27 protein-coding genes and 2 tRNA genes are annotated in these 24,348 nt (G+C 66.8%); 17 read left to right on the top strand and 12 right to left on the bottom strand.

Annotation, left to right across the window (positions count from 1 at the left end):
• Window positions 1-40: 40 nt before the first annotated feature.
• The 4 genes from EV663_RS08755 to EV663_RS08740 form a co-directional block, all read right to left on the bottom strand.
• Complete coding sequence (locus EV663_RS08755; protein ID WP_243697917.1) at window positions 41-991, bottom strand: DUF2927 domain-containing protein; 951 nt, start codon at window positions 989-991, stop codon at window positions 41-43.
• A gap of 8 nt (window positions 992-999) precedes the next feature.
• Window positions 1,000-2,178, bottom strand: a complete 1,179-nt coding sequence (locus tag EV663_RS08750; protein WP_132951415.1) for a toxic anion resistance protein — start codon at window positions 2,176-2,178, stop codon at window positions 1,000-1,002.
• Window positions 2,179-2,181: 3 nt separating this feature from the next.
• Window positions 2,182-3,093, bottom strand: coding sequence for a 5-bromo-4-chloroindolyl phosphate hydrolysis family protein (locus EV663_RS08745; protein WP_132951414.1), 912 nt, complete (start codon window positions 3,091-3,093; stop codon window positions 2,182-2,184).
• Window positions 3,094-3,247: 154 nt separating this feature from the next.
• Window positions 3,248-4,030 carry a pseudouridine synthase gene (locus EV663_RS08740; protein WP_132951413.1) on the bottom strand — a complete coding sequence of 261 codons (783 nt, stop codon included), beginning with the start codon at window positions 4,028-4,030 and terminating at the stop codon, window positions 3,248-3,250.
• A gap of 75 nt (window positions 4,031-4,105) precedes the next feature.
• Between EV663_RS08740 and EV663_RS08735 the strand changes: the two genes are divergently transcribed.
• Window positions 4,106-4,561: a nucleoside deaminase gene (locus tag EV663_RS08735; protein ID WP_243697916.1), complete on the top strand. Its 456-nt coding sequence runs from the start codon at window positions 4,106-4,108 to the stop codon at window positions 4,559-4,561.
• 5 nt (window positions 4,562-4,566) lie between these two features.
• Here EV663_RS08735 and EV663_RS08730 read toward each other — a convergent pair whose 3' ends face one another.
• The gene (locus tag EV663_RS08730) at window positions 4,567-7,116 is read right to left on the bottom strand and encodes a hypothetical protein (RefSeq protein WP_132951412.1); all 2,550 of its coding nucleotides are present in this window, start codon (window positions 7,114-7,116) and stop codon (window positions 4,567-4,569) included.
• A gap of 154 nt (window positions 7,117-7,270) precedes the next feature.
• Between EV663_RS08730 and EV663_RS08725 the strand changes: the two genes are divergently transcribed.
• Window positions 7,271-7,954, top strand: a complete 684-nt coding sequence (locus tag EV663_RS08725; RefSeq protein WP_132951411.1) for an SIMPL domain-containing protein — start codon at window positions 7,271-7,273, stop codon at window positions 7,952-7,954.
• A 3-nt stretch (window positions 7,955-7,957) separates the two neighbouring features.
• On the opposite strand, the gene EV663_RS08720 is transcribed toward EV663_RS08725, so the two are convergent.
• The 3 genes from EV663_RS08720 to EV663_RS15610 form a co-directional block, all read right to left on the bottom strand.
• Complete coding sequence (locus tag EV663_RS08720; RefSeq protein ID WP_132951410.1) at window positions 7,958-9,244, bottom strand: O-acetylhomoserine aminocarboxypropyltransferase/cysteine synthase family protein; 1,287 nt, start codon at window positions 9,242-9,244, stop codon at window positions 7,958-7,960.
• A 242-nt stretch (window positions 9,245-9,486) separates the two neighbouring features.
• Window positions 9,487-10,491 (bottom strand): hypothetical protein, encoded by a 1,005-nt coding sequence (locus tag EV663_RS08715; RefSeq protein WP_132951409.1) that lies wholly within the window; start codon window positions 10,489-10,491, stop codon window positions 9,487-9,489.
• 116 nt (window positions 10,492-10,607) lie between these two features.
• A tRNA-Tyr gene (locus EV663_RS15610) sits at window positions 10,608-10,691 on the bottom strand.
• A 111-nt stretch (window positions 10,692-10,802) separates the two neighbouring features.
• On the opposite strand from EV663_RS15610, the gene rlmB reads away from it, so the two are divergent.
• On the top strand, window positions 10,803-11,591 hold the full coding sequence (gene rlmB, locus EV663_RS08710) for a 23S rRNA (guanosine(2251)-2'-O)-methyltransferase RlmB (RefSeq protein WP_132951408.1): 789 nt from the start codon (window positions 10,803-10,805) through the stop codon (window positions 11,589-11,591).
• Between the two features lie 226 nt (window positions 11,592-11,817).
• On the top strand, window positions 11,818-12,294 hold the full coding sequence (locus EV663_RS08705; protein WP_132951407.1) for a CoA-binding protein: 477 nt from the start codon (window positions 11,818-11,820) through the stop codon (window positions 12,292-12,294).
• Here the strand turns inward: EV663_RS08705 and EV663_RS08700 are convergent.
• Complete coding sequence (locus EV663_RS08700; RefSeq protein ID WP_132951406.1) at window positions 12,291-12,686, bottom strand: DUF2147 domain-containing protein; 396 nt, start codon at window positions 12,684-12,686, stop codon at window positions 12,291-12,293. The two genes, EV663_RS08705 and EV663_RS08700, sit on opposite strands and share 4 nt — an antisense overlap.
• 129 nt (window positions 12,687-12,815) lie before the next feature.
• Between EV663_RS08700 and hisA the strand changes: the two genes are divergently transcribed.
• The 3 genes from hisA (at window position 12,816) to EV663_RS08685 (ending at window position 14,678) form a co-directional block, all read left to right on the top strand.
• Window positions 12,816-13,535 (top strand): 1-(5-phosphoribosyl)-5-[(5-phosphoribosylamino)methylideneamino]imidazole-4-carboxamide isomerase, encoded by a 720-nt coding sequence (hisA, locus tag EV663_RS08695; RefSeq protein WP_132951405.1) that lies wholly within the window; start codon window positions 12,816-12,818, stop codon window positions 13,533-13,535.
• 76 nt (window positions 13,536-13,611) lie between these two features.
• A complete protein-coding gene (gene hisF / locus EV663_RS08690; RefSeq protein ID WP_132951404.1) occupies window positions 13,612-14,373 on the top strand; it encodes an imidazole glycerol phosphate synthase subunit HisF in 762 nt (253 codons plus the stop codon).
• Window positions 14,370-14,678, top strand: a complete 309-nt coding sequence (locus EV663_RS08685) for a phosphoribosyl-ATP diphosphatase (RefSeq protein ID WP_132951403.1) — start codon at window positions 14,370-14,372, stop codon at window positions 14,676-14,678. The genes hisF and EV663_RS08685 overlap by 4 nt, the downstream gene beginning before the upstream one ends.
• Before the next feature lie 65 nt (window positions 14,679-14,743).
• Here the strand turns inward: EV663_RS08685 and EV663_RS08680 are convergent, their stop codons facing one another.
• Both EV663_RS08680 and EV663_RS08675 read right to left on the bottom strand, forming a co-directional pair.
• Window positions 14,744-15,451 (bottom strand): NUDIX hydrolase, encoded by a 708-nt coding sequence (locus tag EV663_RS08680; protein WP_132951402.1) that lies wholly within the window; start codon window positions 15,449-15,451, stop codon window positions 14,744-14,746.
• On the bottom strand, window positions 15,412-15,810 hold the full coding sequence (locus EV663_RS08675; RefSeq protein WP_132951401.1) for a DUF983 domain-containing protein: 399 nt from the start codon (window positions 15,808-15,810) through the stop codon (window positions 15,412-15,414). The genes EV663_RS08680 and EV663_RS08675 overlap by 40 nt, the downstream gene beginning before the upstream one ends.
• Window positions 15,811-16,011: 201 nt before the next feature.
• Between EV663_RS08675 and EV663_RS08670 the strand changes: the two genes are divergently transcribed.
• The 4 genes from EV663_RS08670 (at window position 16,012) to EV663_RS08655 (ending at window position 18,182) form a co-directional block, all read left to right on the top strand.
• A complete protein-coding gene (locus EV663_RS08670; RefSeq protein WP_207904410.1) occupies window positions 16,012-16,629 on the top strand; it encodes an EF-hand domain-containing protein in 618 nt (205 codons plus the stop codon).
• A gap of 74 nt (window positions 16,630-16,703) precedes the next feature.
• Window positions 16,704-17,288 carry an RNA polymerase sigma factor gene (locus EV663_RS08665; protein WP_132951400.1) on the top strand — a complete coding sequence of 195 codons (585 nt, stop codon included), beginning with the start codon at window positions 16,704-16,706 and terminating at the stop codon, window positions 17,286-17,288.
• Entirely contained in the window at window positions 17,281-17,664 is a 384-nt protein-coding gene (locus EV663_RS08660; protein ID WP_132951399.1) for a dihydroorotate dehydrogenase, read from the top strand. The genes EV663_RS08665 and EV663_RS08660 overlap by 8 nt, the downstream gene beginning before the upstream one ends.
• Window positions 17,665-17,666: 2 nt before the next feature.
• Window positions 17,667-18,182, top strand: coding sequence for a periplasmic heavy metal sensor (locus EV663_RS08655; protein WP_165910161.1), 516 nt, complete (start codon window positions 17,667-17,669; stop codon window positions 18,180-18,182).
• An 8-nt stretch (window positions 18,183-18,190) separates the two neighbouring features.
• Here the strand turns inward: EV663_RS08655 and EV663_RS15965 are convergent, their stop codons facing one another.
• Entirely contained in the window at window positions 18,191-19,588 is a 1,398-nt protein-coding gene (locus EV663_RS15965; protein WP_132951397.1) for a diguanylate cyclase, read from the bottom strand.
• Between the two features lie 114 nt (window positions 19,589-19,702).
• On the opposite strand from EV663_RS15965, the gene EV663_RS15835 reads away from it, so the two are divergent.
• The 6 genes from EV663_RS15835 to EV663_RS08620 form a co-directional block, all read left to right on the top strand.
• Window positions 19,703-19,978, top strand: a complete 276-nt coding sequence (locus EV663_RS15835; RefSeq protein WP_243697915.1) for a DUF3572 domain-containing protein — start codon at window positions 19,703-19,705, stop codon at window positions 19,976-19,978.
• A gap of 43 nt (window positions 19,979-20,021) precedes the next feature.
• Window positions 20,022-20,735, top strand: coding sequence for an HAD family hydrolase (locus EV663_RS08640; protein ID WP_132951395.1), 714 nt, complete (start codon window positions 20,022-20,024; stop codon window positions 20,733-20,735).
• A gap of 86 nt (window positions 20,736-20,821) precedes the next feature.
• Window positions 20,822-21,793 (top strand): class II fructose-bisphosphatase, encoded by a 972-nt coding sequence (gene glpX, locus EV663_RS08635; RefSeq protein ID WP_132951394.1) that lies wholly within the window; start codon window positions 20,822-20,824, stop codon window positions 21,791-21,793.
• 3 nt (window positions 21,794-21,796) lie between these two features.
• Window positions 21,797-23,545 carry a single-stranded-DNA-specific exonuclease RecJ gene (gene recJ, locus EV663_RS08630; RefSeq protein ID WP_132951393.1) on the top strand — a complete coding sequence of 583 codons (1,749 nt, stop codon included), beginning with the start codon at window positions 21,797-21,799 and terminating at the stop codon, window positions 23,543-23,545.
• A 76-nt stretch (window positions 23,546-23,621) separates the two neighbouring features.
• A tRNA-Glu gene (locus tag EV663_RS08625) sits at window positions 23,622-23,696 on the top strand.
• Between the two features lie 431 nt (window positions 23,697-24,127).
• Window positions 24,128-24,348 (top strand): hypothetical protein (locus tag EV663_RS08620; RefSeq protein ID WP_132951392.1); only part of this gene is annotated, 221 nt, incomplete at its 3' end.

Genomic DNA, 24,348 nt, shown 5'->3' with positions numbered 1-24,348 from the left:
CAGTCTCCGTGAAACGGTCGGTGAAAAAGCAACGCGGGGCTCAACTCTCGCCCCCCATCAATTCCGCGGCAATCGTTTCCACGATGGGCCGGGCCGCCGCCGGGGTCATGCCGGGCGAGAGGCGGCGGTCATAGAGGATCTGCAAAAGCAACTCGTCATGCGGGGTGAGCAGGGAGAATTCCTCGTCATCGTTGAAGATCGACGGCCGCGCGAGGGGGCTGTCATTGGCAAGCCCCATGCCCTGGGCCAGTTCCTCATGGATGCAAGATCTGCGCATACGGTCGGGATGTTCGCCCCGGATCAGGGCCACCGCGCGCGAATAGCTTGCGCTTTCGCCCTTTGAAAAGGCCAGAACCAGGCAGAAGGTCGAGCGTGGTACATCGGTGATCATGCGCGCGGCCGAGGGCGCAATGCCCGGCACTAGTCGCTGTAACTCGGGGGCGAAGTCGCGCCTTTCATCCTCGTTCAGGATCAGGACGTGGAAATTTGCGTTTTCTGGCGCGGTGATCTGGATCGGGTGCCCGGTCAGCCGCGACAGCCGCCTGGCATAGGCGGTGACGGCCACACGATCCCTGGCCTGCTGTGCGGCGGGGATCGAGGGGCCAAAGACCAGTCCCATCCGGATCGGCGTCTCCCAACGGCGCAGGCGGCTTTCGGTTTGGCGCGCGACCAGCTTGCCCGACTCGGAAACATATTCGTCGTAAAGCGCGATGCGGATGAAGTTGTCGACCACGGCGCGCTGTGAAAAGGGGGCATCCTTGCCGCCGCCATCGGTGCGCAACAGTCCCCGCGACAGAAGATCGGCCTGCACCTGTGCGAAATGGCGGGCGATCTCGGCGCTGGCCGGACCGGGGGGCGGGGGATTGTCCGGGGCGCTCATCCGGGGCCGGGGAGAGGGTGCGAGAGCGGGATCGGGCACCGCCACCTGGCACGAGGCCAGCCCCAAAAGGGCCAGCCCCGCCAAGAGAACAGTTCCCGAAACCTGCCGCACGATCCTGTTCAGCCTCCCGGTGCCGCGGCCGCAGCGGTGGCGCGCGACCTTGCAGCCGCCAGCGTGTCGCGTAGTTCTGTCTCCATCTTCTTGAGGTCTTCCTCTGCGCGGGCGCGGCGTGTCTTGCCCTCGTCTGCGATGGCCAGGCTGTCCTCGATCGTGGCGATAAGTTCGGAATTGGCCTTTTTCACCGCCTCGATATCAAAGACGCCGCGTTCCATTTCCTCGCGCACGATCTTGTTGGCAGCGCGCAGGTTCGCGGCATTGGCAGTCAACAATTCGTTGGTCAGGTCGGCGGCACCGCGCACGGCCTCCGCAGCCTCTTTCGATCGCTGGATCGTGACGGCCTGCGCAAGCTGGGTTTCCCATAGCGGTACGGTATTGACCAGTGTCGAATTGATCCGGGTCACCAGCGACTTGTCGTTTTCCTGAACCAACCGGATCGAGGGCAACGATTGCATCGTGACCTGGCGGGTCAGTTTCAGATCATGCACCCGCCGTTCCAGGTCGTCGCGCGCGGCGCGCATGTCGCGCAATTCCTGCGCCTTGAGCACCTGGTCGCCCTCGGGGGCGGCGGTCACCTCGGCCTCCTTGGCGGGTATGGCGTGTGCGTCCAGCTCTTTCAGCTTTTCCTCGCCGGCGGCAATATACAGCGCCAACTCGTCGTAAAAGCTCAGCGTCTTTTCATAGAGCTTGTCCAGCGACCTGATATCCTTGAGCAAAGTATGCTCATGCGTCAGTAGGTTGTCGGTAATCTTGTCGATCTGTCCCTGCACCGTTTCGAACCGGGCCAGGAAATTGGCGAAGGGCGCGGTGCGGCCCAGGAGTTTCTCCCACCAGCTTCGGTCGCGGCGCACGTCCAGTTCGGAAACCGAAAAGCCACGGATCGTGGTTACGATCTCGCGCAGGCTGTCCCCGGCCGGGCCGATATCCTTGTTGCGCACATCGGCCAGCATCGACTGGCTGATCTCCTGCAACTCGGCCTGGGCCGAAGACCCGAAAGAGATGATCGAATTGGTATCTGCCATGTCGATCTCGTCCATCCGGGTGCGAATGCCCAGTGCGACGGTTGCATCGGCCTGTTCCAACGGGACGATCTCGCCCGCGGGGTCCGGCAGGATGACGGAGGTAAGCTGTTGCACATCGGCAAGGGTCGCCTCGGCCTTTTGACGAACGGTTTGCGACATGGTCTATTCTCCCTTGATGGCTGTTTCTGGCCGAAGCCGCACGCCTTCACGTTGCAACCTTTCGCGCAGCACTTCAATCTCGACATCCAGATCGCTGCGATCATCCAGAAGCATCGCGCGCGTTCTTGCCGAAAAATTCGTTTCCAGGTCATCCAGAAGCGTTTCGAAATCCTTGCGGGCCGCATTGTCGCGGGTGCGGCCGTAAAATTCTGAAAATTTGCGCGTCGCATCGCGCGCACCCAGGAGATAGACCACCAGGTATTTGCGCGCCGCGGCAAGATCGCGGGGATCTTCCTCGATGGTGCGAAACATCTCTCGCACGGTGTCCTGAAACCGCGCCATGCGCGCCTCAAGCCCGCGATCACCTGCCCGCCGGATCGCGTCGGTCATTGCACCGAGATGTTTCTCGGCCTCGTCGATCACGCGGGCGACGCGATCCTGCTGAAAGGTGTCGATCCCCTCGATCCCCTTGTCCGACAGCGGGTCCAGCCCGAATGCCAGACTGTGCAGACCCGCCCCCAGGATGGCGTAAACCAGCGGCGTTATCAGCCCGGTGCCGTCCAACCCTGCCAGGAACAGTCCCGTTCCGGTCAGGGCCGAGCCGAAGATCTTGCGCGGGATGGCCGGGCGGCGCGCGATCTTGCGCGTGGACCAGGCATCTTCGGCCTTCAGGCCCTCGCGGGTAAGCCACGCGGCCAGGATCAGCGCACCAAAGGCCACCAGTGTCAGCGCCAGGCCGTTCGGATCAGAACCAAAGGCCCTCGGCAACAGGACCAGCGGCACGAAGAACATCATGTTTGCCCGCCCGCCCGCGCGGCTGGGCGTCTTGCCATGGAACGGGTGGCGCGGTGGCGGCGTCCCGCTGGCGGGCGGCTGTTGCGCGGGACTGTATTTTCCGCCGAACCGCTGTGCCATCACGCGCCCCCCGCGAAGGCCACGTAGATGACAAGTGCCATCAGCAGGAAAAACGCCAGTTTCCGAAGCCCCGAACCCGACATGGCCGCCCTTTCCACCTCTGCCTACCCATGGGATGCGACAGCGCGATGAAATGCAAGCCTCATGCGGTATTTCAGCGTCTGGGGCCGCGTTTCGGGCGGGGTTTGGACTGTGGCTGGAATGCCTTGTCCAGCCCGAGCTGTTCGCGCAACACGCGTGCGCGCACCTCTTCGACGGCGCCCGGTTTCAGATCGCCCAGGCGGAAGGGGCCGTAACTGACCCGGATGAGGCGATTCACACTCAGCCCGATTGCCTCCATCGCGCGTCGAATTTCGCGGTTGCGGCCCTCGCGGATGCCAACGGTGATCCAGGCGTTCGCGCCTTGCTGGCGGTCAAGTGTCACTTCCATGGGCTGGAACTTTTCGCCATCGATCGTGATCCCGCGGCGCAAGGGCGCGAAATCCTCGTCCTTGGGGGTGCCCTTGACCCGCGCGCGGTACTTGCGCAGCCAGCCCGTGCTGGGCAGTTCCAGCCGCCGCTTGATCTCGCCATCATTGGTCAGCAGCAGCAGGCCCTCAGAGGTCAGGTCAAGCCGTCCAACCGACATCACCCGCGGCATATCCTCGGGCAGCTTTTCAAACACGGTCGGCCGGCCCTTTTCGTCCCGTGCCGTGGTCACAAGGCCACTGGGCTTGTGATAAAGCCACAGCCGCGGCGGTTCGGGCGTGGCAAGGGCCTTTCCGTCCACGGTGATCTTGTCGGCCGCAGTGACGTTCAGGGCGGGGCTGTCGATCTTGTGGCCATTGACGCTGACGCGACCGGCCTCGATCATGCGTTCTGCTTCGCGGCGCGAGGCGATGCCGGCCCGCGCCAGAACCTTGGCGATACGATCGCCCTTTTCGGTTTGGTTTTCCATGCGTTTCCTTTACGCGGCTTCGCGGTGACGGGAAAGCGCCTTGCGCGGCGGGCAGTCAGGCGGCATGAAAACCGCATGAGCCCCTTTCGCAGTCACATGAAGGCCGCCCTTGCCGCGGCCCGCGCCGCGGCGGCCCGCGGCGAGGTGCCGGTGGGGGCGGTGGTGGTATCGCCCGGTGGAACGGTGATTGCCGCCGCGGGCAATCGCACACGCGAATTGAACGATCCCACCGCCCATGCCGAGATTCTTGCCTTGCGCGCGGCCTGCGCGGCGGCCGGGTCGGAACGCTTGCCGGGCCATGATCTTTACGTCACGCTGGAACCCTGCCCAATGTGTGCATCTGCGATCAGCCAGGCACGCATCGCGCGGCTGTATTACGGGGCGGCCGATCCTAAATCGGGCGGCGTGGCGCATGGCCCCCGCATCTTTCAGCATCCCCAAAGTCACCATGTTCCAGAGGTCTATGACGGCATCGATGCTGCCGAGGCCGAGGCGCTTCTCAAGGCGTTCTTTGCCGCACGGCGGGGCTGACCTGTTCAGCCTCCAGGCAATTCCAGCATCGTGCTGCGCCCGCCCTTGACATAGCTAAGGCTGTCCTCGCCGATCGCGGCAACCTGGCCGCCATCCACCCGGTCGCCGACCTGGACCTTGACATAGCGCCCCGAAGGCAACCGAAGCAGCGCGCGCCGGGCGTTGTCTGTTCCGTAAACGCCGATCAGGTTGATCTGGCGCAGGTTGATCGCGTTGGGCAACGTTGCCTGCTTGGCCACCGAGGCCGTGGTGGGTATCGCCGGGGGCGCCGCAGCGGCGGCCTTTGGAACGGCCGGGGCAAGCGCTGCGACCTTGTCGGGCAGCCCGGAAGGACGTGAGCGCGGTTGTGGCGAGCGCGCGAGCGCAAGCGCCGATAGAGGGCCCTCGCCTGTACCGGCTGTCGCCTCGTCGTCGGCGGGCGCGGTGGCGTCCTGCCCGCCTGACGACTCGGCGGGGGGGGCGTCAGCCGCGTTGCCAGGACCGGTCGGGGCGATCGTTTCCGGACGGCGGGGCGGGCTGATCCCGAGGGGAGCGGATAGTGCGGGGGCGGGGCCTGTCGCGGGATCGAGAGCGTCGTCATCGACCGCAATGCCGGGCGCAGGCACGGCGGCGGGTGTCAGCCCCTCCGGCCGCAGGCGCGGCCGGAACGGGGCCAGCCGGGTGGCCGCCGCGTTGCTAGGCGCCATCACGACACCATCGGGCAAGTCGGGAACCAGGCCCTCGGGCCGGGCCGGGGGAACCATGGCCGGGCGGCCGGCTGTCACCGTGATGCCCAGCGGCGTCACTGCCCCGTCTGGCGTGGCCTCGACAAGGCCACGATCGTCCAGGTCAAAGGTCTGGCCGGGGCCGGGCGGGTCCACCTGCACGGCAAGAGCCGCGTCATTCGCGCGCTGCCTGTCGGGATCGGGCAGCGATATCTTTTGCGGGGGCCGGATCGCGGGATCGATACCCGCCAGGTAAAGGCTGTCGATTCGTCCCTCGACAGGCAGCGCCGGCGCCTCTGGTGCGCGCTGCCAGAGGCCGGTCGCGGCATAGGTGCCCTGGGCCTCCTCCAGCGTCAGCGTGGGCGCCGCAATACCGCGCGGCGCGGACGTGCCCGGCGCATCCTTGGCCGTCATGTCGGGCGCGGCTGCGTCGGGGGCGGCTGGCGCGACGGCCGGTATTTCAGCGTCTGCCGCTTCGCGGGGCAGGGCTGGGGCAGTGCGTTCGGGCAGGGCGGCGATCTGCTCCGGGCTGTTGCCGGGGGACTCTTCCCAGAGCAACAACATCCACAGCCCGGCCACCGCGGCAAAGGCCACCCCCCCCGCACCCAGCATCAGGCCGCGGCGCCGGGCGGGCGACATGGTCAGCGCACTACTCACACGTCTTGCGCCGAACGGGGTCAACGCCCCGGTTCCGGGCCGTGCCGGCATGGACCCCGATCGCTTTGCGGAAAGCTTTGCCCCGGCGCGCGCCTTGCCAAGCCTCCGGACCCCGCGCGACACCCCGCTGCGCACCTGTTCCAGTGCCCCGGCCATCGCCCCGCCTGCCCTTGAGGCCAACAGACCCGCCGATGCGGCGCCCTTGGCCAGGGTGGGCGCGATCACCTTGACCGCCTTCGAGAGTTGATCGGCCGAAACGGGCGCGGCTCGGCCCATCCTCTCGTCGGCCTGCCGCGGCGCGGATACGGCGGACGCAGTTCCGGGGGCGAGGGGGCGCTCTGGCGCGGCGGGGGATGCCGTGTCCGACGCTGCTTTCGTGATCGGGTCGGCCTTTGCGCTTGCCTTGTGGGGCACGGGTGCGAGCCTCGGCGCGGCCTCGCTTGAGGCTGCCGCCAGATCCAGCCTGCGCGGCCCTTGCACGGTGGGCGACGGTTCATCCCGTGACGGCACGAGCGGTTGGACGGGGGGCGTATCGGTTTCGCCGCGCCGCGATCTGAAGGTGACGGCGGGCGGCTCTGGCGCGCAGGCAGGCTCCGGCTCGGTGGGGTTAGCCCGAGGCGCTGTCGCCTTGGAATGGGCAGGCGCCATTGCCCCCGGCCGTGCTGGATGGTCGTCGGCCCGAGGATGGGTGGCACCCTGCAACAACTCGGCCGCCAGTTCCGAGGCGCCAAAGAAAGGCTCGCCCCCGAAGGCGGCGGCCTCTTGCGGCGCGGCAACGAAACAGACCGGGTCGAACGCATGTTGCACGGCAAAGGCCTCGGCCTCGGCCAGCGTCTCGCGCGCCACCACGGCCAGGCGCGCGCTTTCGCCGTCATCGGTCCAGTCAAAGACCAGTTCGTCCAGCGCGTAAGGTGTCCGCCCGTCCAGCGCCTTGCGCAGCGCCGCGCGTTTCTCTGCCCGGCCATGGCCATGCAACGGCAAGGTGGTGTAAAGGATCTGGCTGTCTGGAATGACCAGCTTGGTCAGCATCGGGCCCTGGGCCAGCGATTGCGCGGTCTCGCGCATCAGGCGCAACGTCTCTCCCAACCCCGGATCGTCAAGCGACGTCTCGCCAAGGCTGCGCCATCCACCCTTGGCGCGGTACAGCAATCCGATCCCGTCTTCGGACAGCGTCAGGGCAAAATCAGGTCTCATCGCGGCTATTTATACCAACCCATCGCCGGGGAAAAAGAAAAACCAAGGCCCTGTGCGGGAAATCGCCATCCGACATGCAGGGCGCGGAATTTCCTTGCAACGCAAGGCATCGCAGCCGACCCTCGGGGCCGGGCATCATCCGAAGGAGCACGTGATGCGCATTCTGACGCTTGTTTTTTCTGCCCTTTTATTTCCTGCCGAGGCTGTCCTGGCCGACGATTCGCCGCGCCTGACCGTGACGGGGATGGCAGAGGTCGCCGCCGCGCCCGACATGGCCATGCTGCGCCTGGGCGTCGTGCGCGAGGCCCGCAGCGCCCAGGCCGCGATGGCCGGGGTCTCGTCGGACATGGGCGCAATACTTGACCGTCTGGGCGCCGCAGGGATTGCGCCGCGCGACCTTCAGACCAGCGGGCTCGACCTGTCGCCGGTCTGGTCCAGCCATGACTCCGGTCAGCGGCGCGAGATCACCGGGTTTCGTGCGGCCAACACGCTCAGCGTGCGGGTCCGTGGCCTTGAGGGGCTTGGCGAACTGCTTGACCAGGTGATCGGCGAGGGCGCCAACAGCTTCGAGGGCATCGGCTTCGGCTTGCAGGATCCCGCCTCCGCGCGCGACGAGGCACGACGACAGGCTGTGGCCGATGCGATGCGCAAGGCCCGGCTTTATGCCGAGGCCGCCGGTCACGACCTGGGCGCCCTCGTTTCGATCTCTGAAACCGGCACGGCGCAGCCCGTGCCGATGATGATGGAGGCCGCGCGCCTGTCGGCCCCCGTCCCCGTGGCCGCGGGCGAGGTGACGCTCTCGGCCCGGGTCACGATGGTGTTTGAACTGGCGAACTGAATCTCAGATTCCGGCCAGCGCCTGGTCGAGATCGGCGATCAGGTCATCGGCATCCTCGATCCCGATCGAGACGCGCACCACGTTGGGGGCCGCGCCCGCGGCGACCTGCTGCTCCTCGGTCAACTGGCGGTGCGTGGTCGAGGCCGAATGGATGATCAGCGACCGGGTATCGCCCAGGTTCGCCACATGGCTGAACAGGTTGACCGAATCCACCAGCTTGACGCAGGCGTCGTATCCGCCCTTCAGGGCAAAGGTGAACAGGCCCCCGGTGCCGCGCGGGCAGATGCGTTTCGCCCGCTCGGCATAGGGCGAGGACGGCAGCCCGGCATAGGTGACCGCGGCCACCTTGGGATGGGTTTCCAGCCAGGTCGCGACCTTGACCGCGTTTTCGCAATGGCGCGCCATGCGCAGCGACAGCGTCTCTATCCCCATCAGCGTGTAATGCGCCGCCTGCGGGTTCATCGTCATGCCCAGGTCGCGCAGCCCCACGGCGATGCCGTGAAACGTGTAGGCCAGGGGGCCAAAGGTCTCGTGGAATTTCATCCCATGATACGCCGGTTCCGGCGCGGAAAGCGAGGGAAACTTGTCGCTGGCCGACCAGTCGAATTTCCCCGAATCCACGACTGCGCCGCCGGTGACTGTGCCGTTGCCGGTCAGGTATTTCGTGGTCGAATGCACCACCAGCGTCGCGCCATGTTCGATCGGGCGCACCAGGTAGGGCGTGGCCGAGGTATTGTCCACGATCAGCGGCAGGCCCGCCGCATCGGCCACCCCCGTGATCGCATCAAGGTCGGTGACATAGCCGCCGGGGTTTGCCACCGCCTCGCAGAACACGGCGCGGGTGTCGTCGTCGATGGCCGCCCTGACCGCGTCCGGATCGTCGAAATCGACGAATTTCGCCGACCAGCCAAAGCGTCGGATCGTCTGGGAAAACTGGGTGATCGTGCCACCGTACAGTCGCGTCGAGGCCACCACGTTGCGCCCCGGCGCCATCAGCGGGAACAGCGCCATGATCTGCGCGGCATGTCCCGACGAACAGCATACCGCCCCGACACCGCCCTCCAGCGTCGCGATCCGCTCGGCTAGAACCGCCACGGTGGGGTTGGTCAGGCGCGAATAGATATAGCCGACCTCCTGAAGGTTGAACAATGCCGCGGCGTGATCTGCATCGCGGAACACATAGGCCGTGGTCTGGTAGATCGGCACCTGCCGCGCCCCGGTTGCCGGGTCGGGCCGCGCGCCCGCATGCACCTGCAAGGTATCGAATCCGTATTGCCGGTCGTCGCTCATGGAATGGTCTCTCCCAAGTCCCGTTTCGCCACAGGATTAGGCCATTGCCGCCAGCCCGGCAACATCACCTCCCCGCGAAAAGGACAACCTTCCGGGCGCGGCACGCCGGCTGGAACAGCCATGCGCCCGGCAGGGTCCGGCGCGCAACCCTGTTCTTCTTCTTGGTGAAAATACCCATGGCGGACCCTCTCACAGGGTCGGCAAGCGGCCGGGGAAGCAGGCTCCCGCCCCCCTTTGCCGGCTCAGCGCAGCCATAGCCTGTTTTTCTTGAGCATGTTTCGGATCGTCCTTTCACGCCGGGGCAATTGCGCCCGGTCGAACAGCGCCCGCGCCTTGGCGCCCCTGCCCTGGAAGACAAAGCGCTTGAACGGCTCATGCGCCTTGAGCACCTTCTTGACCTTGTTGGGGGCGGTGATCTCCTCCATCACCGCCACCGCCCTGTCGCTCTCGCGCGCATAAAGCAGCGGCAGCAGGCGCCAATGGCAACTCACATCGCCATCCAGCCCGTCCAGGTCCGGCCCCGGCCGTCCGCCACCCAGGGAATGGATCACCAGCGGCAACGCCACCTGGTCGAGCCAGGGGTCGAGCGATTGGCAGACCAGCTCGGCGGGCGGGTCGTCGCGGATTGTGCGGGCATAGTCGAGAAACCGCTGTCCAAAGACGCGCGGACAGCGGAAAAAGAACCAGCCCGCGTTGAAATAGAGGTATCGCTGCCAGTATTCGTCGGGCCAGCGGGTATCGAGCGACGTTTCGAAATCCAGCCCGAACCTGTCGTAAAGGGCTTTCCAGGTCGCGCCATAGCCAGGACCGTAAAGCTCGATCTCGGGCCAGGTTGCCTCGCGCCGCATCGAGGCCGAGGGGCGGTCGAAATCGAAGGGCACGGCGCTCAGCGCCCCGGTGATCAAGGTGTCGGTGTCGAAGAACACGAAAGGCTCGCCCTCGGGCAGCGCCAAAAGCGCCTCGATCTTGTTGCCATGGGGATAGGACGCGCCGAAGACATGGTTCTCGAAGGGCACGATCTGTGCGCCGAAGCCTTCCAGCAGGTCGCGTGCGGCCTCGTCCCTCATTCTCGGATCGCCGTTCCAACGCGGGCCCGGCTGGGGCTCCGCGACCAGCAGCCGGCCGTTGAACCCGGGGTCCGAGGCGCGCAGCGATGCGGCGAATGTCACGGCCTCGTAGGTCAGTCGCCCGTTCTGTCCGACGATCACGATGTTGAAAGGCTGGCCCGCCTTGCGCTTTGCCGCCATGTCCGATCCTGCCTCATGGGTCTGGCCGTGACTATAGGGGCAAATCCGCCGGGCCAAAACCCTGACCTCCACCGTCACGCGGGATTTGCTGGGTCGGGGAGGATCGTGGGGGGAAGTGGTGGGCGACCCTGGAATCGAACCAGGCATGGGTCTCCCCGGCGGATTTACAGTCCGCTGCCGCACCTTGCAGCGCGTCGCCCTAAGTGGGCGGTTGCATAAGGCCGGGGCGGCGACCCGTCAACAGGAAAATCCTTGCCGTGGCGCAGGGGATTGCGCATGGTCGCGCCCTGATCCGGCGAAAGGGTGCAAACGTGGCGAAAAAGCCGACCTGGGTAATCGAGAAAGAGCGGGCGCGCCGGGCAGCGGCGGCCGAGACGCTGTGGCTGTTCGGATTGCACGCGGTGCGCGATGCGCTGGCCAACCCTGCGCGCGTCAAGCTGCGGCTTGTGGTGACCAGGAATGCCGCCGACAAGCTGGCCGATGTGATCGCGGCGGCCGGGATCACGCCTGAAATCGCCGATCCGCGCAAATTCCCCGTGCCGCTGGACCCCGGCGCCGTCCACCAGGGCGCGGCTCTTGAGACCCGGCCGCTGGATTGGGGCAAACTGGCCGATCTGTGCGCGCCGGGGGTGGGCCCCGCGCGGGTTGTGCTGCTGGACCGGGTGAGCGATCCGCATAATGCCGGCGCGATCCTGCGCTCGGCCGAGGTCTTTGGTGCGCGCGCGGTCATCGCGCCCCATCGTCATTCCGCGCCCGAGACCGGGGCGCTGGCGAAAACGGCCTCTGGCGCGCTGGAACGCCAGCCTTACCTTCGCGTGACCAACCTCGCGCGTGCGATGGAACAGTTGCGGGGTCTTGGCTATACCTTGCTGGGCCTCGATGGCGAGGCTGAGGCCGGGCTGGGCAATACGCTTGCCGAACTCGGTGATGCGCCGGTGGGGCTGGTTCTTGGGGCCGAGGGGCCGGGCCTGCGGCAGTTGACGCGCGACACCTGCGACCGGCTGGTGCGCATTCCCTTTGCGGGGGGGTTCGGGTCGCTCAACGTGTCGAACGCGGCGGCGATTGCCCTTTACGCGGCGGCGGAGGCCGCGAGGGCATGATCACGCCAGAGGCGAAAGCGTTATCCAATGGGCGCGCGCGGCGCGTTACGCCTGGGCGTGGCGATCACGGTTGCATGATCCGCATTGGAAAGCGCGGCCCGTGCCCCCACCTGTTGCGCATGGGGCAGGGCCCTCGGAACGGTCTTGTCCCGCTTCACTGTCCCTCGTTCCGCGACTCGCGCCCGGCGCCCTGGCCCGGGCGCCTTTTTTCGGGTGGGGACGTGTCATGAACGCGCCGGGGGACAAGGATCTTCGGACCATTCTGCGCGATACCCGTGTGATCGCGGTGGTGGGTCTGTCTGATGACCCAATCCGGCCCAGCCATTATGTCGGGCGCTATCTGCAACGGCGCGGCAAACGGGTGATCCCGGTCAATCCGCGCCTTGCCGGCAGCCAGATCCTCGGCGAAACCGTCTATGCCGACCTGGCCGCGATACCCGCCGATCAGCCCGTGGACATGGTCGATATCTTTCGCCGCCCCGAGCATGTGCCGCCCATCGTGGACGAGGCGCTGGCCTGTCTGCCCTCCTTGCGTACAGTCTGGATGCAGATCGGGGTGCGCAACGAAGGTGCCGCGGCGCGCGCGGGGGCGGCCGGATGCACGGTGATCCAGGACCGCTGTCCCAAGATCGAGTATCAGCGGCTTTTCGGCGAGCTGGGGCGCCTCGGGTTCGTGACAGATATCGTTTCCTCGCGGCTTTAGCGCACGCGTTTCCACTTGCCGCCATTGCGGCATATGCCCATCACGCAGCCTGAAATCGACAGGAAATCGCCCTCTAGCAGCATCTTGGAATTGTAGGTCTTGTCCCGGTCGGGGGTCCAGACCTTGCCATTGCCATAGCGCCCGCTGCCCTGGGGTTGCATGTCCCAGACAATGGGTTTGCCCACGTTGCCGGTGTCGATCTGCCGACCTGTGCCGTCATAGGCGCGCACCAGCGTGCCGCAGAGCCGTTCGCCGCAGGGGGCGATGCGGATGTGACCGAAATTGCCGTTGTCGTCCAACCCGGTCTGCCAGGTGCCCTCGACGGGGTCGGCGGCAAGGGCGGGGCCCGCCAGTAAAAGGCCAAGGGCCGCGATGCGAAAGATCCGTGTCATGTTGTCCTCCCCTTTCGGGTCAGTCTGGCGCGGGAGAATGCGGTTGGGCAAGCGTGACGTCGGGTTTTATTGCATTCGTTGGGGAATGCTGCATAAGGGCGCGCAATTCAGCCAAGCGGAGCACGCCCCATGATCCTTTACCCCGCCATCGACCTGAAAGACGGCCAATGCGTGCGCCTGCTGCGCGGCGAGATGGACAAGGCGACGGTGTTCGGCGACGATCCGGCGGCCCAGGCGCGCGCCTTTCAGGATGCGGGCTGCGAATGGCTGCACCTGGTGGACCTGAACGGCGCCTTCGCGGGCAGGCCAGTCAACGCCGCGGCGGTGGAGGCGATCCTGGCCGCGACGGATGTGCCCGCCCAACTGGGTGGCGGCATCCGCGACATGGCCACGATCGAGATGTGGCTGGACAAGGGGCTGGCCCGTGTGATCCTGGGCACCGTGGCGGTGGAAAATCCCGATCTCGTGCGGCAGGCCGCGCGCACCTTTCCCGGCAAGGTTGCGGTCGGTATCGACGCGCGCAAGGGCCGCGTGGCGACCAAGGGCTGGGCCACGGAGACCGACGTGATGGCAAGCGACCTTGCGAAATCTCTCGAGGATGCGGGCGTTGCCGCGATCATCTACACCGATATCGACCGCGATGGCGCGATGGGCGGGCCGAACATCGCCGCAACCGAAGCCTTGGCGCGGGCCGTGTCGATCCCGGTGATCGCCTCGGGCGGGGTGTCCTCGCTGGCCGACCTGGTTGCGCTGCGCAATACCGGGGTTATCGGCGGGGCGATCTCGGGGCGGGCGCTTTATGACGGGGCGCTGGACCTCGCCGCGGCCCTTGAGGCGCTTGCGGGCTGAGACCGGGGAACGGGGCGCGCGCGGCGCTTTCCTCTGGCGCGGCGCCGCGTTATGAGAACGCGAAAGGAGCCGCCCCATGCTGAAGACCCGCATCATCCCCTGTCTCGACGTGGCCGACGGCCGCGTGGTCAAGGGCGTCAACTTCGTCAACCTGATCGATGCCGGAGACCCGGTGGAGGCCGCCAAGGCCTATGACGCCGCCGGCGCGGACGAGCTGTGCTTCCTCGATATCCACGCCACCCATGAAAACCGCGGCACGATGTTCGACGTGGTCCAGCGCACGGCGGAACAGTGCTTCATGCCGCTGACCGTGGGCGGCGGCGTGCGCACGGTCGAGGATGTGCGCGCCCTGCTGCTGGCGGGCGCCGACAAGGTCAGCTTCAACTCGGCCGCGGTGGCCAATCCCGACGTGGTGCGCCAGGCCGCCGACCAGTTCGGCAGCCAGTGCATCGTGGTTGCCATCGACGCCAAACGGGTCGCCCCGGGCAAATGGGAAATCTTTACCCATGGCGGGCGTAAATCCACGGGTATCGATGCGGTGGAATTCGCGAAAACGGTCGTGGCCAAGGGCGCGGGGGAAATCCTTCTGACCAGCATGGATCGCGATGGCACCAAGTCGGGATTTGACCTGGAACTGACGCGCACGATTTCCGATGCGGTCGATGTGCCGGTGATCGCCTCGGGCGGGGTGGGCGAGTTGGACCACCTGGTCGAGGGCGTGACCAAGGGCGGTGCCAGCGCGGTTCTGGCGGCCTCGATCTTCCATTTCGGCACCTTCACCATCGGCGAGGCCAAGGCCCACATGGCCGCGGCCGGCATCCCAGTGAGGCCGGCATGAGCGCGCTGGAGCGACTGGCCGCCACCATCGAGGCGCGCAAGGGGGCCGATCCCGACAGTTCGTGGACGGCGAAACTGCTATCCAGGGGGGCCGAGAAATGCGCCGAGAAATTCGGCGAGGAATCGGTCGAGGCGATCATCGAGGCGGTCCGGGGCGATCGTGCCCGCCTGACGGCCGAGGCGGCGGATGTGCTCTATCACCTGCTGGTGATGCTGGCGGCGCGCGACGTGACGCTGTCAGATGTTTTCGCCGAACTGGAACGGCGCGAGGGCACATCCGGTATCGCCGAAAAAGCCGCCCGCTGAGCCGCAAGCCTTTCGCGCGGGCCGGAATGCGCGCTGCGCGGGATGCATCTGTCCCGGCGCGCGCGTCAGTCCAGCCGCAGGAACTCTGACCTGCCGGTGCGGTTGTTGAAGAACGGCACGCTATCGGGCGGCAAGCCCTGTCGGGACAGCCGCGCAACCTCTGCCAGAACCACCTCTGTTATGAAGGGCAGGTCAAAGCCGCGCGCCTCGGGCAGGGGGACCCATTGCAGGTGGCTCAGCTCTTCCTGGGCGCCCGAGAAATCGTCGGGATCGTTGACCACCGCCTCGGCCTCGACAAGGAAAAAGCGTGCGTCGAACCGGCGTGGGCGGCCCGGTGGCGTGATCGCGCGAAAGACAAAGTGAAATCCCCTTGGCGAGGGCAGGTGCCCGCTGGCGGCAAAGCCTTCCCATCCTTCGGGCGCGGGGCGGTCCCAAGCGCCGGGCACACCAAAGATCAGCCCGGTTTCCTCCCATACCTCGCGAATCGCAGCGGCAACCAGGGCGGGGGCAAGGGCGGGATCGGTCTCTGCCCTCAACCGGGTTTCGCACGCGGCGTTTAACGGGCAGGCCAGCGGCACCCCGGCATCGGCGGCATCCACTGCGCCGCCGGGAAAGACGAACTTGTTCGGCATGAACGCCGCGCCCGACCCGCGCTGGCCCATCAGCACGCGCGGGGCCGTTGCCGCATCGCGCAGCACGATCACCGTCGCCGCGTCGCGGATCGGCGGGCCGTCTATCTGTGCTCTCCGAAGCCGTGCATCCGTTTCGCCCATTGCAACGCCACCATAACGCCTTTCAGTCGGGGCAGAAGGTATAGCGCCAGCGCCACGCAGCCAACGGTGAAAACGGAGGTGACCACCAGCGGATCGGGATCGAGGGCCGATACGGCCCAGGCCAGCAGCGGCGTCACCAAGGCACCCACGATCAGCACGGTCAGGTAGGCCGGGCCATCGTCGGAATGGTGATGATGCAACTCTTCCATGCAGACCGGGCAATGGTCGCGCACGGTCAGGTAATCGGCCAAAAGCGGCCCCGCGCCGCAGCTGGGGCATTTCTTGCGCCACCCGCGGAGCATTGCAGACCCAACCGGTCTGCGCTCGGTATCGCACATATGTCCGTCAGTTGTCGCCATGGACGCGCCTCCCTTCCGCGCGCATTCCCAAGGTAGGAAACCGGTGGATTTTTCACAGATGACGCGCTGTCCGTGCGGCGGGATGTCGCAAAACCTTCGCATGGGCCGCGACGGAACCTCGGGGTCCGCCCGTAGAAAGGGAACAAGGCGGCCGGAACGGTCGTCGCGATGCCCAACGGCGAACTGGAACAGGAGAAAGAGATGACACGCATTCTGAAAGATGTGGCGCTAAGCGCGCTGGCGGCGGGGACGGTGGCGGTCTTGCTTGGTGCGCTGCCGGGCATGGCCGAGGCACGGGGAATGGGCGGCGGCGCATTTGCGATGATCGATACCGACAAGGACGGCAATCTCAGCCTCGATGAATTCACTGCCCGCGCCAAGGCGCGTTTCGAGGCGCTCGATAACGATGGCGACGGGCTGTTGTCCGCCGATGAGGCGGCGCGCCTGGGCAAGCCGTCGGGCCGCCGCGATGGCGCGCGGGGGGGCTATGGTATGGGGTCGGGCAGGATCCAGGGTCATCCGGGGATGGGCTATGGCATGTTCGGCGGGATGCAGGGCACGGGGCCGATGCAGGGGGGCTTTGGCGATCCCGCGCTGACCGACGAAGAGCGTGCCGCGCGGGCAGCCGATATGGTCGAGATGCTGGACGCCGATGGCGACGGTAAGCTTTCGGCCAATGAAATGGCCACTCGTCCGGGGCCCGAAATGATCTTTAACCGGGTGGACGCCGATGGAGATGGCACGATTTCGCGCGACGAATTCGACGCGGCCGCGAAGAAATTCGGCGGACGCTTCGGCCCGCAGGGTGTGATGCGCTAAACTGGCTCGCGGCGGCGCGATGATGCGCCGCCGCGATTGCCGCAGGGACCTCGACGGGATAGGCCACAGGCAGGATGGACATGCCTTTCGATGCAGCGGGCGCTCAATCGGACGAGGCGTTGCTGGCCGCCTATGGGCGGGGCGACGCCCAGGCCGCGCGTGCGCTGACGCTTCGGTTTACGCCGCGGGTGCTATCGCATGCCGCGCGGCTTTTGGGGGACGCGGCCGAGGCCGAGGATGTCGCGCAAGAGGCGATGCTGAGGCTCTGGAAGATCGCCCCGGATTGGCGCGCGGGCGAGGCGCGTGTGTCCACCTGGCTGTTCCGGGTAACCGGGAACCTGTGTACCGACCGGCTGCGGCGGCGTCGGGGGCAGGGGCTGGACGGAGTGCCCGAACCACATGACGAGGCACCCGGTGCCGAAGCGCGCCTGTTGTCAGGGCAACGGGCGCAAGCGCTGCAAGAGGCGCTTGACGCGTTGCCCGTGCGGCAGCGGCAGGCGGTGATCCTGCGCCATATCGAGGGGTTGTCGAACCCCGAGATCGCGCAGGTCATGGAAATCGGCACCGAGGCGGTCGAAAGCCTGACCGCCCGTGGCAAGAGGGCGCTCAAGGCGGAACTCGCCGCGCGGCGCGGGGAATTGGGGTTGCAGGATGACTGAGCGGACAGAAATCACGGACGAAGCGCTTGAGGCGCTGTTCCAGGTTGGTCGGGACACCGGACCCGCCCCGTCGGCGGCGCTGTTGGCGCGGGTGATGGACGATGCCATGGCCGAGGCAGGCGTGCGCGCCGCACCCCTCGTGGTGGGCAAGCAGACCCCGACGCCCGCGACGCGGCGCGGGGTCATCGGCGCGATGCTGAGCACGCTGGGCGGCTGGCCGTCGATGGCCGGCCTGGCCAGCGCAACAGTGGCCGGCATATGGATCGGCTATGCCGATCCCGCGGCCCTGGACATCGTCACGACGGTCATGCTGGGGGGCGGATACGAACCGGTCGACCTGGTTCCCAGCCTCGATACGTTTCTTCAGGAGGGATGAGCTTGGCAGAGGGTAGAACTCGAAACGAAACTGCGCCACCGACCCGGACCTGGGTGCGGGTGATGCTGATCGCAAGCCTTGCGCTGAACCTGTTGATCCTGGGCATGGTCGGGGGCGCGGTGGTCGGGCATCGCGGTGCGTCGACGCGCGCCGACCTGGGCGAGGCGGCCTATGGTCCATATGCTCGTGCGCTCGCTGATGAGGATCGCGCCGCCCTGCGTGCGGCGATGCGGTCCCAGGCGCCGCGCCTGCGCGAAAATCGCAAGGCCGTGCGGCAGGGATTCAACGATCTTCTGGATGCGTTGAGGGCAGAGCCTTACATGCCCGAACACGTTGCTGTCATCCTGGCCACGCAAGAGGCCCATGCCCGTGACCAGGGCGAGATCTGGCGTGACCTGATGACCGAACGGTTGGCGGCCATGACGCCCGAGCAGCGCGCGGCCTTCGCCGACAGGCTGGAGCGTGTTCTGCGCCGGGGGCCGTCCCATCCGCGCCGCGATGGTTCCGCGCCGCGCTAGCATGGTGTTCAGGCGGCGCAGCGGCTGAAATGAACCGCGTTGCGCCCGGCGGCCTTGGCGGCATAAAGCGCGCGGTCCGCGGCCTGCATCAACGCTCTCACGAGGTCGACCTGCGTCGGGCCATCCGGCAGGCCGCCCCCCCGGCCGATCGCCACGCCGATGCTGATCGTTACCGCGATCTCGCCAGTGCCGCAGGGCAGCGCGACAGGGTGCCCGGCCACTGCCTGTCGCAACCTTTCGGCGATGGTTTCGGCGCCGTGCCGGTCGGTCTGGGGCAGGGCAAGCAGGAATTCCTCGCCGCCGACCCGCGCCACGAGGTCTATCTCGCGCATCGCCTGTTTCAGCCGGCAGGCGACCGTGGTGAGAACGGCATCGCCCGCGGCATGGCCGTGACGGTCGTTGACCTGTTTGAACCGGTCGATATCGATCGAGATAACGGCAAAATCCTCGCCGGTCTTCGCGGCGCGCGCGGCAATCCGGGCCAGGTAGGGCAGGGCATAATGACGGTTGTGCAACCCCGTCAACGCGTCGGTGACCGCCAGGCGCAACCCGTCCTTCAGCGTGTCGCGTAACGTTCGTTCCAGCCGTAGCCGCGCCATCTGGTTGCGGATGCGCAGCGCAAGTTCGCGCGCGTCCACCGGCATTGTGACCAGGTCGTTCGCCCCGAGGTCCAATGCCATGGCGGCGCTGTCCTGTGCGGTCTCGGGCGCGGCAAGGATCAGCGCGGCATGCCGCGTCTCGGGCCGTGTGCGCAATTCGCTGACAAGGCGCAGCCCCGATGCCTCGCAGCCCGGATCGGTTCCGATGACGAACAGATCGGGCGCAGCGCCTCCCTTGTCGAGTTGCAACGCCTCTGACTGTCGCATCGGGATCAGCCGGTCGCTGGAAACCCGGCGCAGCCCGTCGCGCCAGGTGCGGGTGACGCGCGGAGGGGCGATCAGGGCGATCCGCGCCGGGCCATGAAACCGCGCCGTCGGTTCGGCAAAGCCCAACGCCCTGTGGGTGTCGCGGCGCAAGGTCAGATCCTCGAGGGTGGCGCGCGCGCGCAACAGGCTGCGCACACGCGCCAGCAGCGATGCCTCGTTCAGGGGTTTTGTCAGGACCTCGTCGGCGCCGGCCTCAAGCGCCCGCAGCCGCGCGCCCGGATCAGGGGACGCGCTGATCGCGATGACCGGCAGATCGGCGGTGTCGGGGGACGATTTCAACTTTTTGCAAAAGGCGATCCCGTCGATGTCGGACAGCCGCATATCCAGCAGAACCAGGTCGGGGCGCGCATCGGCAATCCGGTCCAGTGCCGTCGCCGCGTTCGCGGCTTGCGCGACGTTGTAATGTGCTCGGTCCAGCATGACCTTGATGACGATACGGTTGGTTGCCAGGTCGTCCACGATCAGGATCGTTCGAGGCATACGGCCTTTTCCCTGCATGTGCCGCGACGCGGCATTCAATCCCCATGTCACACCCTTCAGTTTCCGGTAGGAAGCGTTAAAAACCTTTTAACCTCGATCCGGAGATGCCGTCCCGTGGTAGAACATGCCGAAACCATTGCGCTCAGGGCGCTGACATGGCTGGTGGGCAATGACGAGTTGTTGCCTGTCTTTCTCGGGGCGACCGGCGCGGGTGAGGACGATCTTCGTGCGCGTGCCGCAGAGCCCGAATTCCTGGCTTCGGTTCTGGATTTTCTGCTGATGGACGATGCCTGGGTGCTATCCTTTTGTGCTGCCGAGGGCGTGCCGGGCGAGACGGTGATGCGCGCGCGGGTGGGCCTGCCCGGCGGAACGGGGCCACATTGGACCTGATGGCTTGCGGGGCCGGGGCCGGTCCGGCAAAAGGGGCGCGGAAATGAGCGGAACGATTGCCAGGCTGGGCGCGATCCTTTTCGACAAGGACGGCACGCTTTTCGATTTCCATGCCACCTGGGGCATATGGGCGTCAGAGTTCCTGGCCGAGCTGGCCGAGGGTGACCTGGCGCGGCGCGACGCGTTGGGGGCCGCGATCGGGTTTGATCCGGGGGCCGCGCGGTTTGACCGGGCCAGCCCGGTCATCGCGGGAACACCAGGCGAGATCGCGGCGCTGATGCTGCCGCACCTGCCGGGGATGACGCCCGAACGCCTTTTGACCCGGATGAATGCAAGCGCGGCGCAGGCCCCGCTATGTCCGGCCGTTCCGCTGCGGCCCTTGATGCAGGATCTTGCCGGCCGCGGGCTGGCGCTGGGCGTGGCGACCAACGATGCCGAGGCGCCCGCGCGCGCCCACCTGTCCGCCGCGGGCATCCTGGAGCATTTCGATTTCGTTGCCGGTTGCGACAGCGGTCACGGCGCCAAACCCGGCCTCGGTCAGCTCTTGGCCTTTGCCGGCGCGATCGGCCGCCCGCCAGGCGAAATCGCGATGGTCGGCGATAGCCGCCACGACCTGGCTGCGGGGCGGGCGGCGGGGATGACCACGATCGCCGTTCTCACCGGCCCGGCCCGATCAGGCGACCTGTCTGACCTGGCCGATGTGATCCTGGCCGACATTGGGCACCTGCCGTCATATCTCGACAGCCTCGCCGACTGAGGGCGCGGCCCTGCGCCCCCTTGTCTTGAACCGGGTGGCGCGGCTAGAGATTGGGGTGATTTTCTTCGGTAGCCACAGGATTTCTCATGCCCAGTTCTGCGCCCCTCGATTTCAATGACCGGATGCTGTCCCTTGGTCTTGCCCGCGTATCCGAAAAGGCGGCGCTGGCCTCGGCCCGGCTGATCGGCCATGGCGACGAAAAGGCTGCCGACCAGGCTGCGGTCGACGCGATGCGTACCGAGTTGAACCGGCTGGATATTCGCGGGGTAGTGGTCATCGGCGAGGGCGAGCGTGACGAGGCGCCGATGCTGTATATCGGCGAAGAGGTTGGCAGCGGCGATGGGCCTGCGGTCGATATCGCGCTGGACCCGCTGGAGGGCACGACGCTGACCGCCAAGGACATGCCCAACGCGCTGGCCGTGATCGCGATGGGGCCGCGCGGCTCGATGTTGCACGCGCCCGATGTCTACATGGAAAAGCTGGCCATCGGGCCGGGCTATCCCGAGGGGATCGTGACGCTGGACATGCCGCCGGCCGAACGGGTTCGGCAACTGGCCCGTGAAAAGGGCGGCGATCCCAACGACATCACCGTCTGCATTCTCGAACGTCCCCGGCACGAGGCATTGATCGCCGAGGTCCGTTCCACCGGCGCCGCGATCCGCCTGATCACCGATGGCGACGTGGCCGGCGTGATGCACTGTGCCGAGGCCGAACGCACGGGGATCGACATGTACATGGGCTCTGGCGGGGCGCCAGAGGGGGTGCTGGCTGCTGCCGCGCTGAAATGCATGGGCGGGCAGATGTTCGGCCAGTTGCTGTTTCGCAATGATGACGAACGGGGCCGTGCGGCCAAACACGGCGTGACCGACCTGGGCCGCGTCTATTCCCGCGACGACATGGTGACGGCGGACGTTATATTCGCGGCAACCGGGGTGACCGACGGCTCGCTTCTGCCGGGGATCAAGCGCGAGGTCGGCTGGCTGACCGCCGAGACCCTTCTGATGCGGTCCAAGACCGGCTCGGTCCGGCGGATGCGCTATCGCACGCCCGCCGAGTAAGGCATGTCAGCGCCGTTCCTGGGTGTTGAATGCTCGGCCACCGGGCGGCGCTGGGTTGGCCCCTCGGCCGAAGAGGACCGGCAGGCGCAGGCGCTGGCCCAAGCCGCGCGCCTGCCCGATGCCCTGGCCGCGATCCTGGCCGCGCGCCACGTTCCCCTCGAAGAGGTCGAACGGTTTCTTGAACCCACCCTGAAGGATCTGTTGCCCGATCCGCTTGTCCTGCGTGACATGGGGGCCGCGGCCGGGCGGTTTCTTGCCGCCGTCACCGGGCGGCAGCGCATCGCGGTCTTTGCCGATTACGACGTGGACGGGGGGGCGTCGGGGGCGCTGTTGCTGAGCTGGCTGCGCGAGATGGGGCTGGGCGCCACGTTGTATATCCCCGACCGGATCGACGAGGGCTATGGGCCCAACGTGCCCGCGATGCAACGTCTTGCCCGCGACCACGACCTGATCGTCTGCGTCGATTGCGGAACCTTGTCGTACGAACCCATTGCCGCGGCCATGGGGGCCGACGTGATCGTTCTGGATCATCACCTGGGCGGCGAAACCCTGCCGCCTGCGCTGGCGGTGGTCAATCCCAACCGGCAGGACGAGGATGGCGCGCTGGGGCATCTATGTGCCGCGGGCGTGGTGTTCCTGATGTTGGTCGAGGTCAACCGGCAGATGCGGGCGCAGGGGCTATCCGGCCCCAATCTGCTGGCTTTTCTGGATCTTGTCGCGCTGGCGACCATTGCGGACGTGGCGCCGCTGGTGGGGGTGAACCGTGCCCTGGTGCGCCAGGGGCTCAAGGTCATGGCCGGGCGCGGCCGTCCGGGCCTTGTCGCGCTGGCCGACGTGGCGCGGATGGACAGCGCGCCGACGCCTTATCACCTGGGGTTCCTGCTGGGGCCGCGGGTGAATGCGGGCGGGCGGATCGGCAAGGCCGATCTTGGCGCGCGGCTGCTGGCCACCGCCGACCCCGCCGAGGCCGCGGCCATTGCCGAACGGCTGGACCAGCTCAACACCGAGCGACGCGAGATCGAGAACGCGGTGCGTGCCGCGGCGCTGGCCCAGGCCGAGGCGCGCGGGTTGGACGGGCCGCTGGTCTGGGCGGCGGGCGAGGGTTGGCATCCAGGTGTGGTCGGAATCGTGGCCAGCCGCCTGAAAGAGGCCACCAACCGCCCCGCCGTGGTGATCGGATTCGATGGCGACGAGGGCAAGGGATCGGGCCGTTCGGTCTCGGGTGTCGACCTGGGCGCGGCGGTGCAGCGTCTGGCGGCAGAGGGGCTGCTGGTCAAAGGCGGGGGCCACCGGATGGCGGCGGGGCTGAGCGTGACGCGCGACAAACTGGATGAGGCGATGGCGCGGCTGGGTGAATTGCTGGCTCGCCAGGGCGCGGGCGCGGCAGGCCCGGCGGACCTGCGGCTTGCCGGGCTCCTGATGCCGGGGGCCGCCACCGTCGAACTGGTCGACCGGATCGAGGCCGCGGGCCCCTTCGGCGCGGGCGCACCCGCGCCCCGCTTTGCCTTTGCCGACATGGCCTTGGGATTCGTTCGCCGGGTCGGAGAGAGCCACCTCAAGGTCGGTTTCGGCAACGGCATGGGCGCAAGGCTGGAGGCGATCGCCTTCGGCGCCTTCGATGGCCCGCTCGGCCCCCTGCTCGAGGGGCATGGCGGCGCGCGGTTCCACCTTGCCGGTCGGCTGGAGGTCAATACCTGGCGCGGCCAGAACCGGGTTCAACTGCGGCTGGAGGACGCCGCCCGCGCGGGCTGAAAAAACGGCGAGATGGGGCAAGAATCCTCTTGCGCGCCCCGGCCAGTTTCCCTAGATAACGCCGCACGCACCGGATGGCCCGTTCGTCTATCGGTTAGGACGCCAGGTTTTCAACCTGGAAAGAGGGGTTCGATTCCCCTACGGGCTGCCATTTCTTCCCCTTAAGTTGTTGATTTTAAACAGAAAAACGGCTTCGCCGTTGATCTGTCCCACCATAAATCCCATCAGTCGGATTCTGTTGTGAGGTGGGATTTGGTGGGGCGGGACAAACCAGATTGGGACCCTCCGTTGTGTGCCGCGGGTGTGAGTGACTCGTCGCATGGACGATCTGAGACGCCTCGGTCCGGGTTCGATAGACCGGCCAAAGCGGCAAGATCCGCAACTACACCCGTACCCGGTTCACACTGAACTGACGTGATGCTTGCCGAGGTTCTGCTTCCTCGACCTTCGGCATCACGACCAGGCGAAACTCGCTGGCTGAAAGACCCGATCTGATACGCAGTTTCTTGACGAGAGGGTCGACGGGCGATGAGGCTCATGCAAACATCGACGCGCTGATGGGTGATTGACGAGGGTCCTTCTATGAAAGCTATTTTCAAGCTGCTCCGGATTCTCTTCTTCTTTGCAGTTTATTTCTTCATCGCGCTCTTGATCGTTGCTTTTGGTCTTCAGGGTTGGCCGGTTGGCGGCCAGATGCTGTTTGCTTTCGGCGCCCCGGTCGCGCTTGTTTGGTGGCAAGAGAAAAGGCGCAACCAGAAAGCTCTTTCACAAGCAACTGCCAAACCGAATAAAGCAATTGCGCA

The sequence above is a fragment of the Rhodovulum bhavnagarense genome (assembly GCF_004343505.1).
In the GTDB taxonomy this organism is placed as follows: domain Bacteria; phylum Pseudomonadota; class Alphaproteobacteria; order Rhodobacterales; family Rhodobacteraceae; genus Rhodovulum; species Rhodovulum bhavnagarense.
This window is presented reverse-complemented; position numbering and strand designations above follow the sequence as displayed.

Bases quoted from the DNA above. Each gene is read 5' to 3' on its own strand.
- EV663_RS08750 (WP_132951415.1), bottom strand. From the start codon at position 2,178: ATGTCGCAAACCGTTCGTCAAAAGGCCGAGGCGACCCTTGCCGATGTG.
- EV663_RS08745 (WP_132951414.1), bottom strand. From the start codon at position 3,093: ATGGCACAGCGGTTCGGCGGAAAATACAGTCCCGCGCAACAGCCGCCC.
- EV663_RS08740 (WP_132951413.1), bottom strand. From the start codon at position 4,030: ATGGAAAACCAAACCGAAAAGGGCGATCGTATCGCCAAGGTTCTGGCG.
- EV663_RS08735 (WP_243697916.1), top strand. From the start codon at position 4,106: ATGAGCCCCTTTCGCAGTCACATGAAGGCCGCCCTTGCCGCGGCCCGC.
- EV663_RS08730 (WP_132951412.1), bottom strand. From the start codon at position 7,116: ATGAGACCTGATTTTGCCCTGACGCTGTCCGAAGACGGGATCGGATTG.
- EV663_RS08725 (WP_132951411.1), top strand. From the start codon at position 7,271: ATGCGCATTCTGACGCTTGTTTTTTCTGCCCTTTTATTTCCTGCCGAG.
- EV663_RS08720 (WP_132951410.1), bottom strand. From the start codon at position 9,244: ATGAGCGACGACCGGCAATACGGATTCGATACCTTGCAGGTGCATGCG.
- EV663_RS08715 (WP_132951409.1), bottom strand. From the start codon at position 10,491: ATGGCGGCAAAGCGCAAGGCGGGCCAGCCTTTCAACATCGTGATCGTC.
- EV663_RS08705 (WP_132951407.1), top strand. From the start codon at position 11,818: ATGAACGCGCCGGGGGACAAGGATCTTCGGACCATTCTGCGCGATACC.
- EV663_RS08700 (WP_132951406.1), bottom strand. From the start codon at position 12,686: ATGACACGGATCTTTCGCATCGCGGCCCTTGGCCTTTTACTGGCGGGC.
- hisA (WP_132951405.1), top strand. From the start codon at position 12,816: ATGATCCTTTACCCCGCCATCGACCTGAAAGACGGCCAATGCGTGCGC.
- hisF (WP_132951404.1), top strand. From the start codon at position 13,612: ATGCTGAAGACCCGCATCATCCCCTGTCTCGACGTGGCCGACGGCCGC.
- EV663_RS08685 (WP_132951403.1), top strand. From the start codon at position 14,370: ATGAGCGCGCTGGAGCGACTGGCCGCCACCATCGAGGCGCGCAAGGGG.
- EV663_RS08680 (WP_132951402.1), bottom strand. From the start codon at position 15,451: ATGGGCGAAACGGATGCACGGCTTCGGAGAGCACAGATAGACGGCCCG.
- EV663_RS08675 (WP_132951401.1), bottom strand. From the start codon at position 15,810: ATGGCGACAACTGACGGACATATGTGCGATACCGAGCGCAGACCGGTT.
- EV663_RS08670 (WP_207904410.1), top strand. From the start codon at position 16,012: ATGACACGCATTCTGAAAGATGTGGCGCTAAGCGCGCTGGCGGCGGGG.
- EV663_RS08665 (WP_132951400.1), top strand. From the start codon at position 16,704: ATGGACATGCCTTTCGATGCAGCGGGCGCTCAATCGGACGAGGCGTTG.
- EV663_RS08660 (WP_132951399.1), top strand. From the start codon at position 17,281: ATGACTGAGCGGACAGAAATCACGGACGAAGCGCTTGAGGCGCTGTTC.
- EV663_RS15965 (WP_132951397.1), bottom strand. From the start codon at position 19,588: ATGCCTCGAACGATCCTGATCGTGGACGACCTGGCAACCAACCGTATC.
- EV663_RS08640 (WP_132951395.1), top strand. From the start codon at position 20,022: ATGAGCGGAACGATTGCCAGGCTGGGCGCGATCCTTTTCGACAAGGAC.
- glpX (WP_132951394.1), top strand. From the start codon at position 20,822: ATGCCCAGTTCTGCGCCCCTCGATTTCAATGACCGGATGCTGTCCCTT.
- recJ (WP_132951393.1), top strand. From the start codon at position 21,797: ATGTCAGCGCCGTTCCTGGGTGTTGAATGCTCGGCCACCGGGCGGCGC.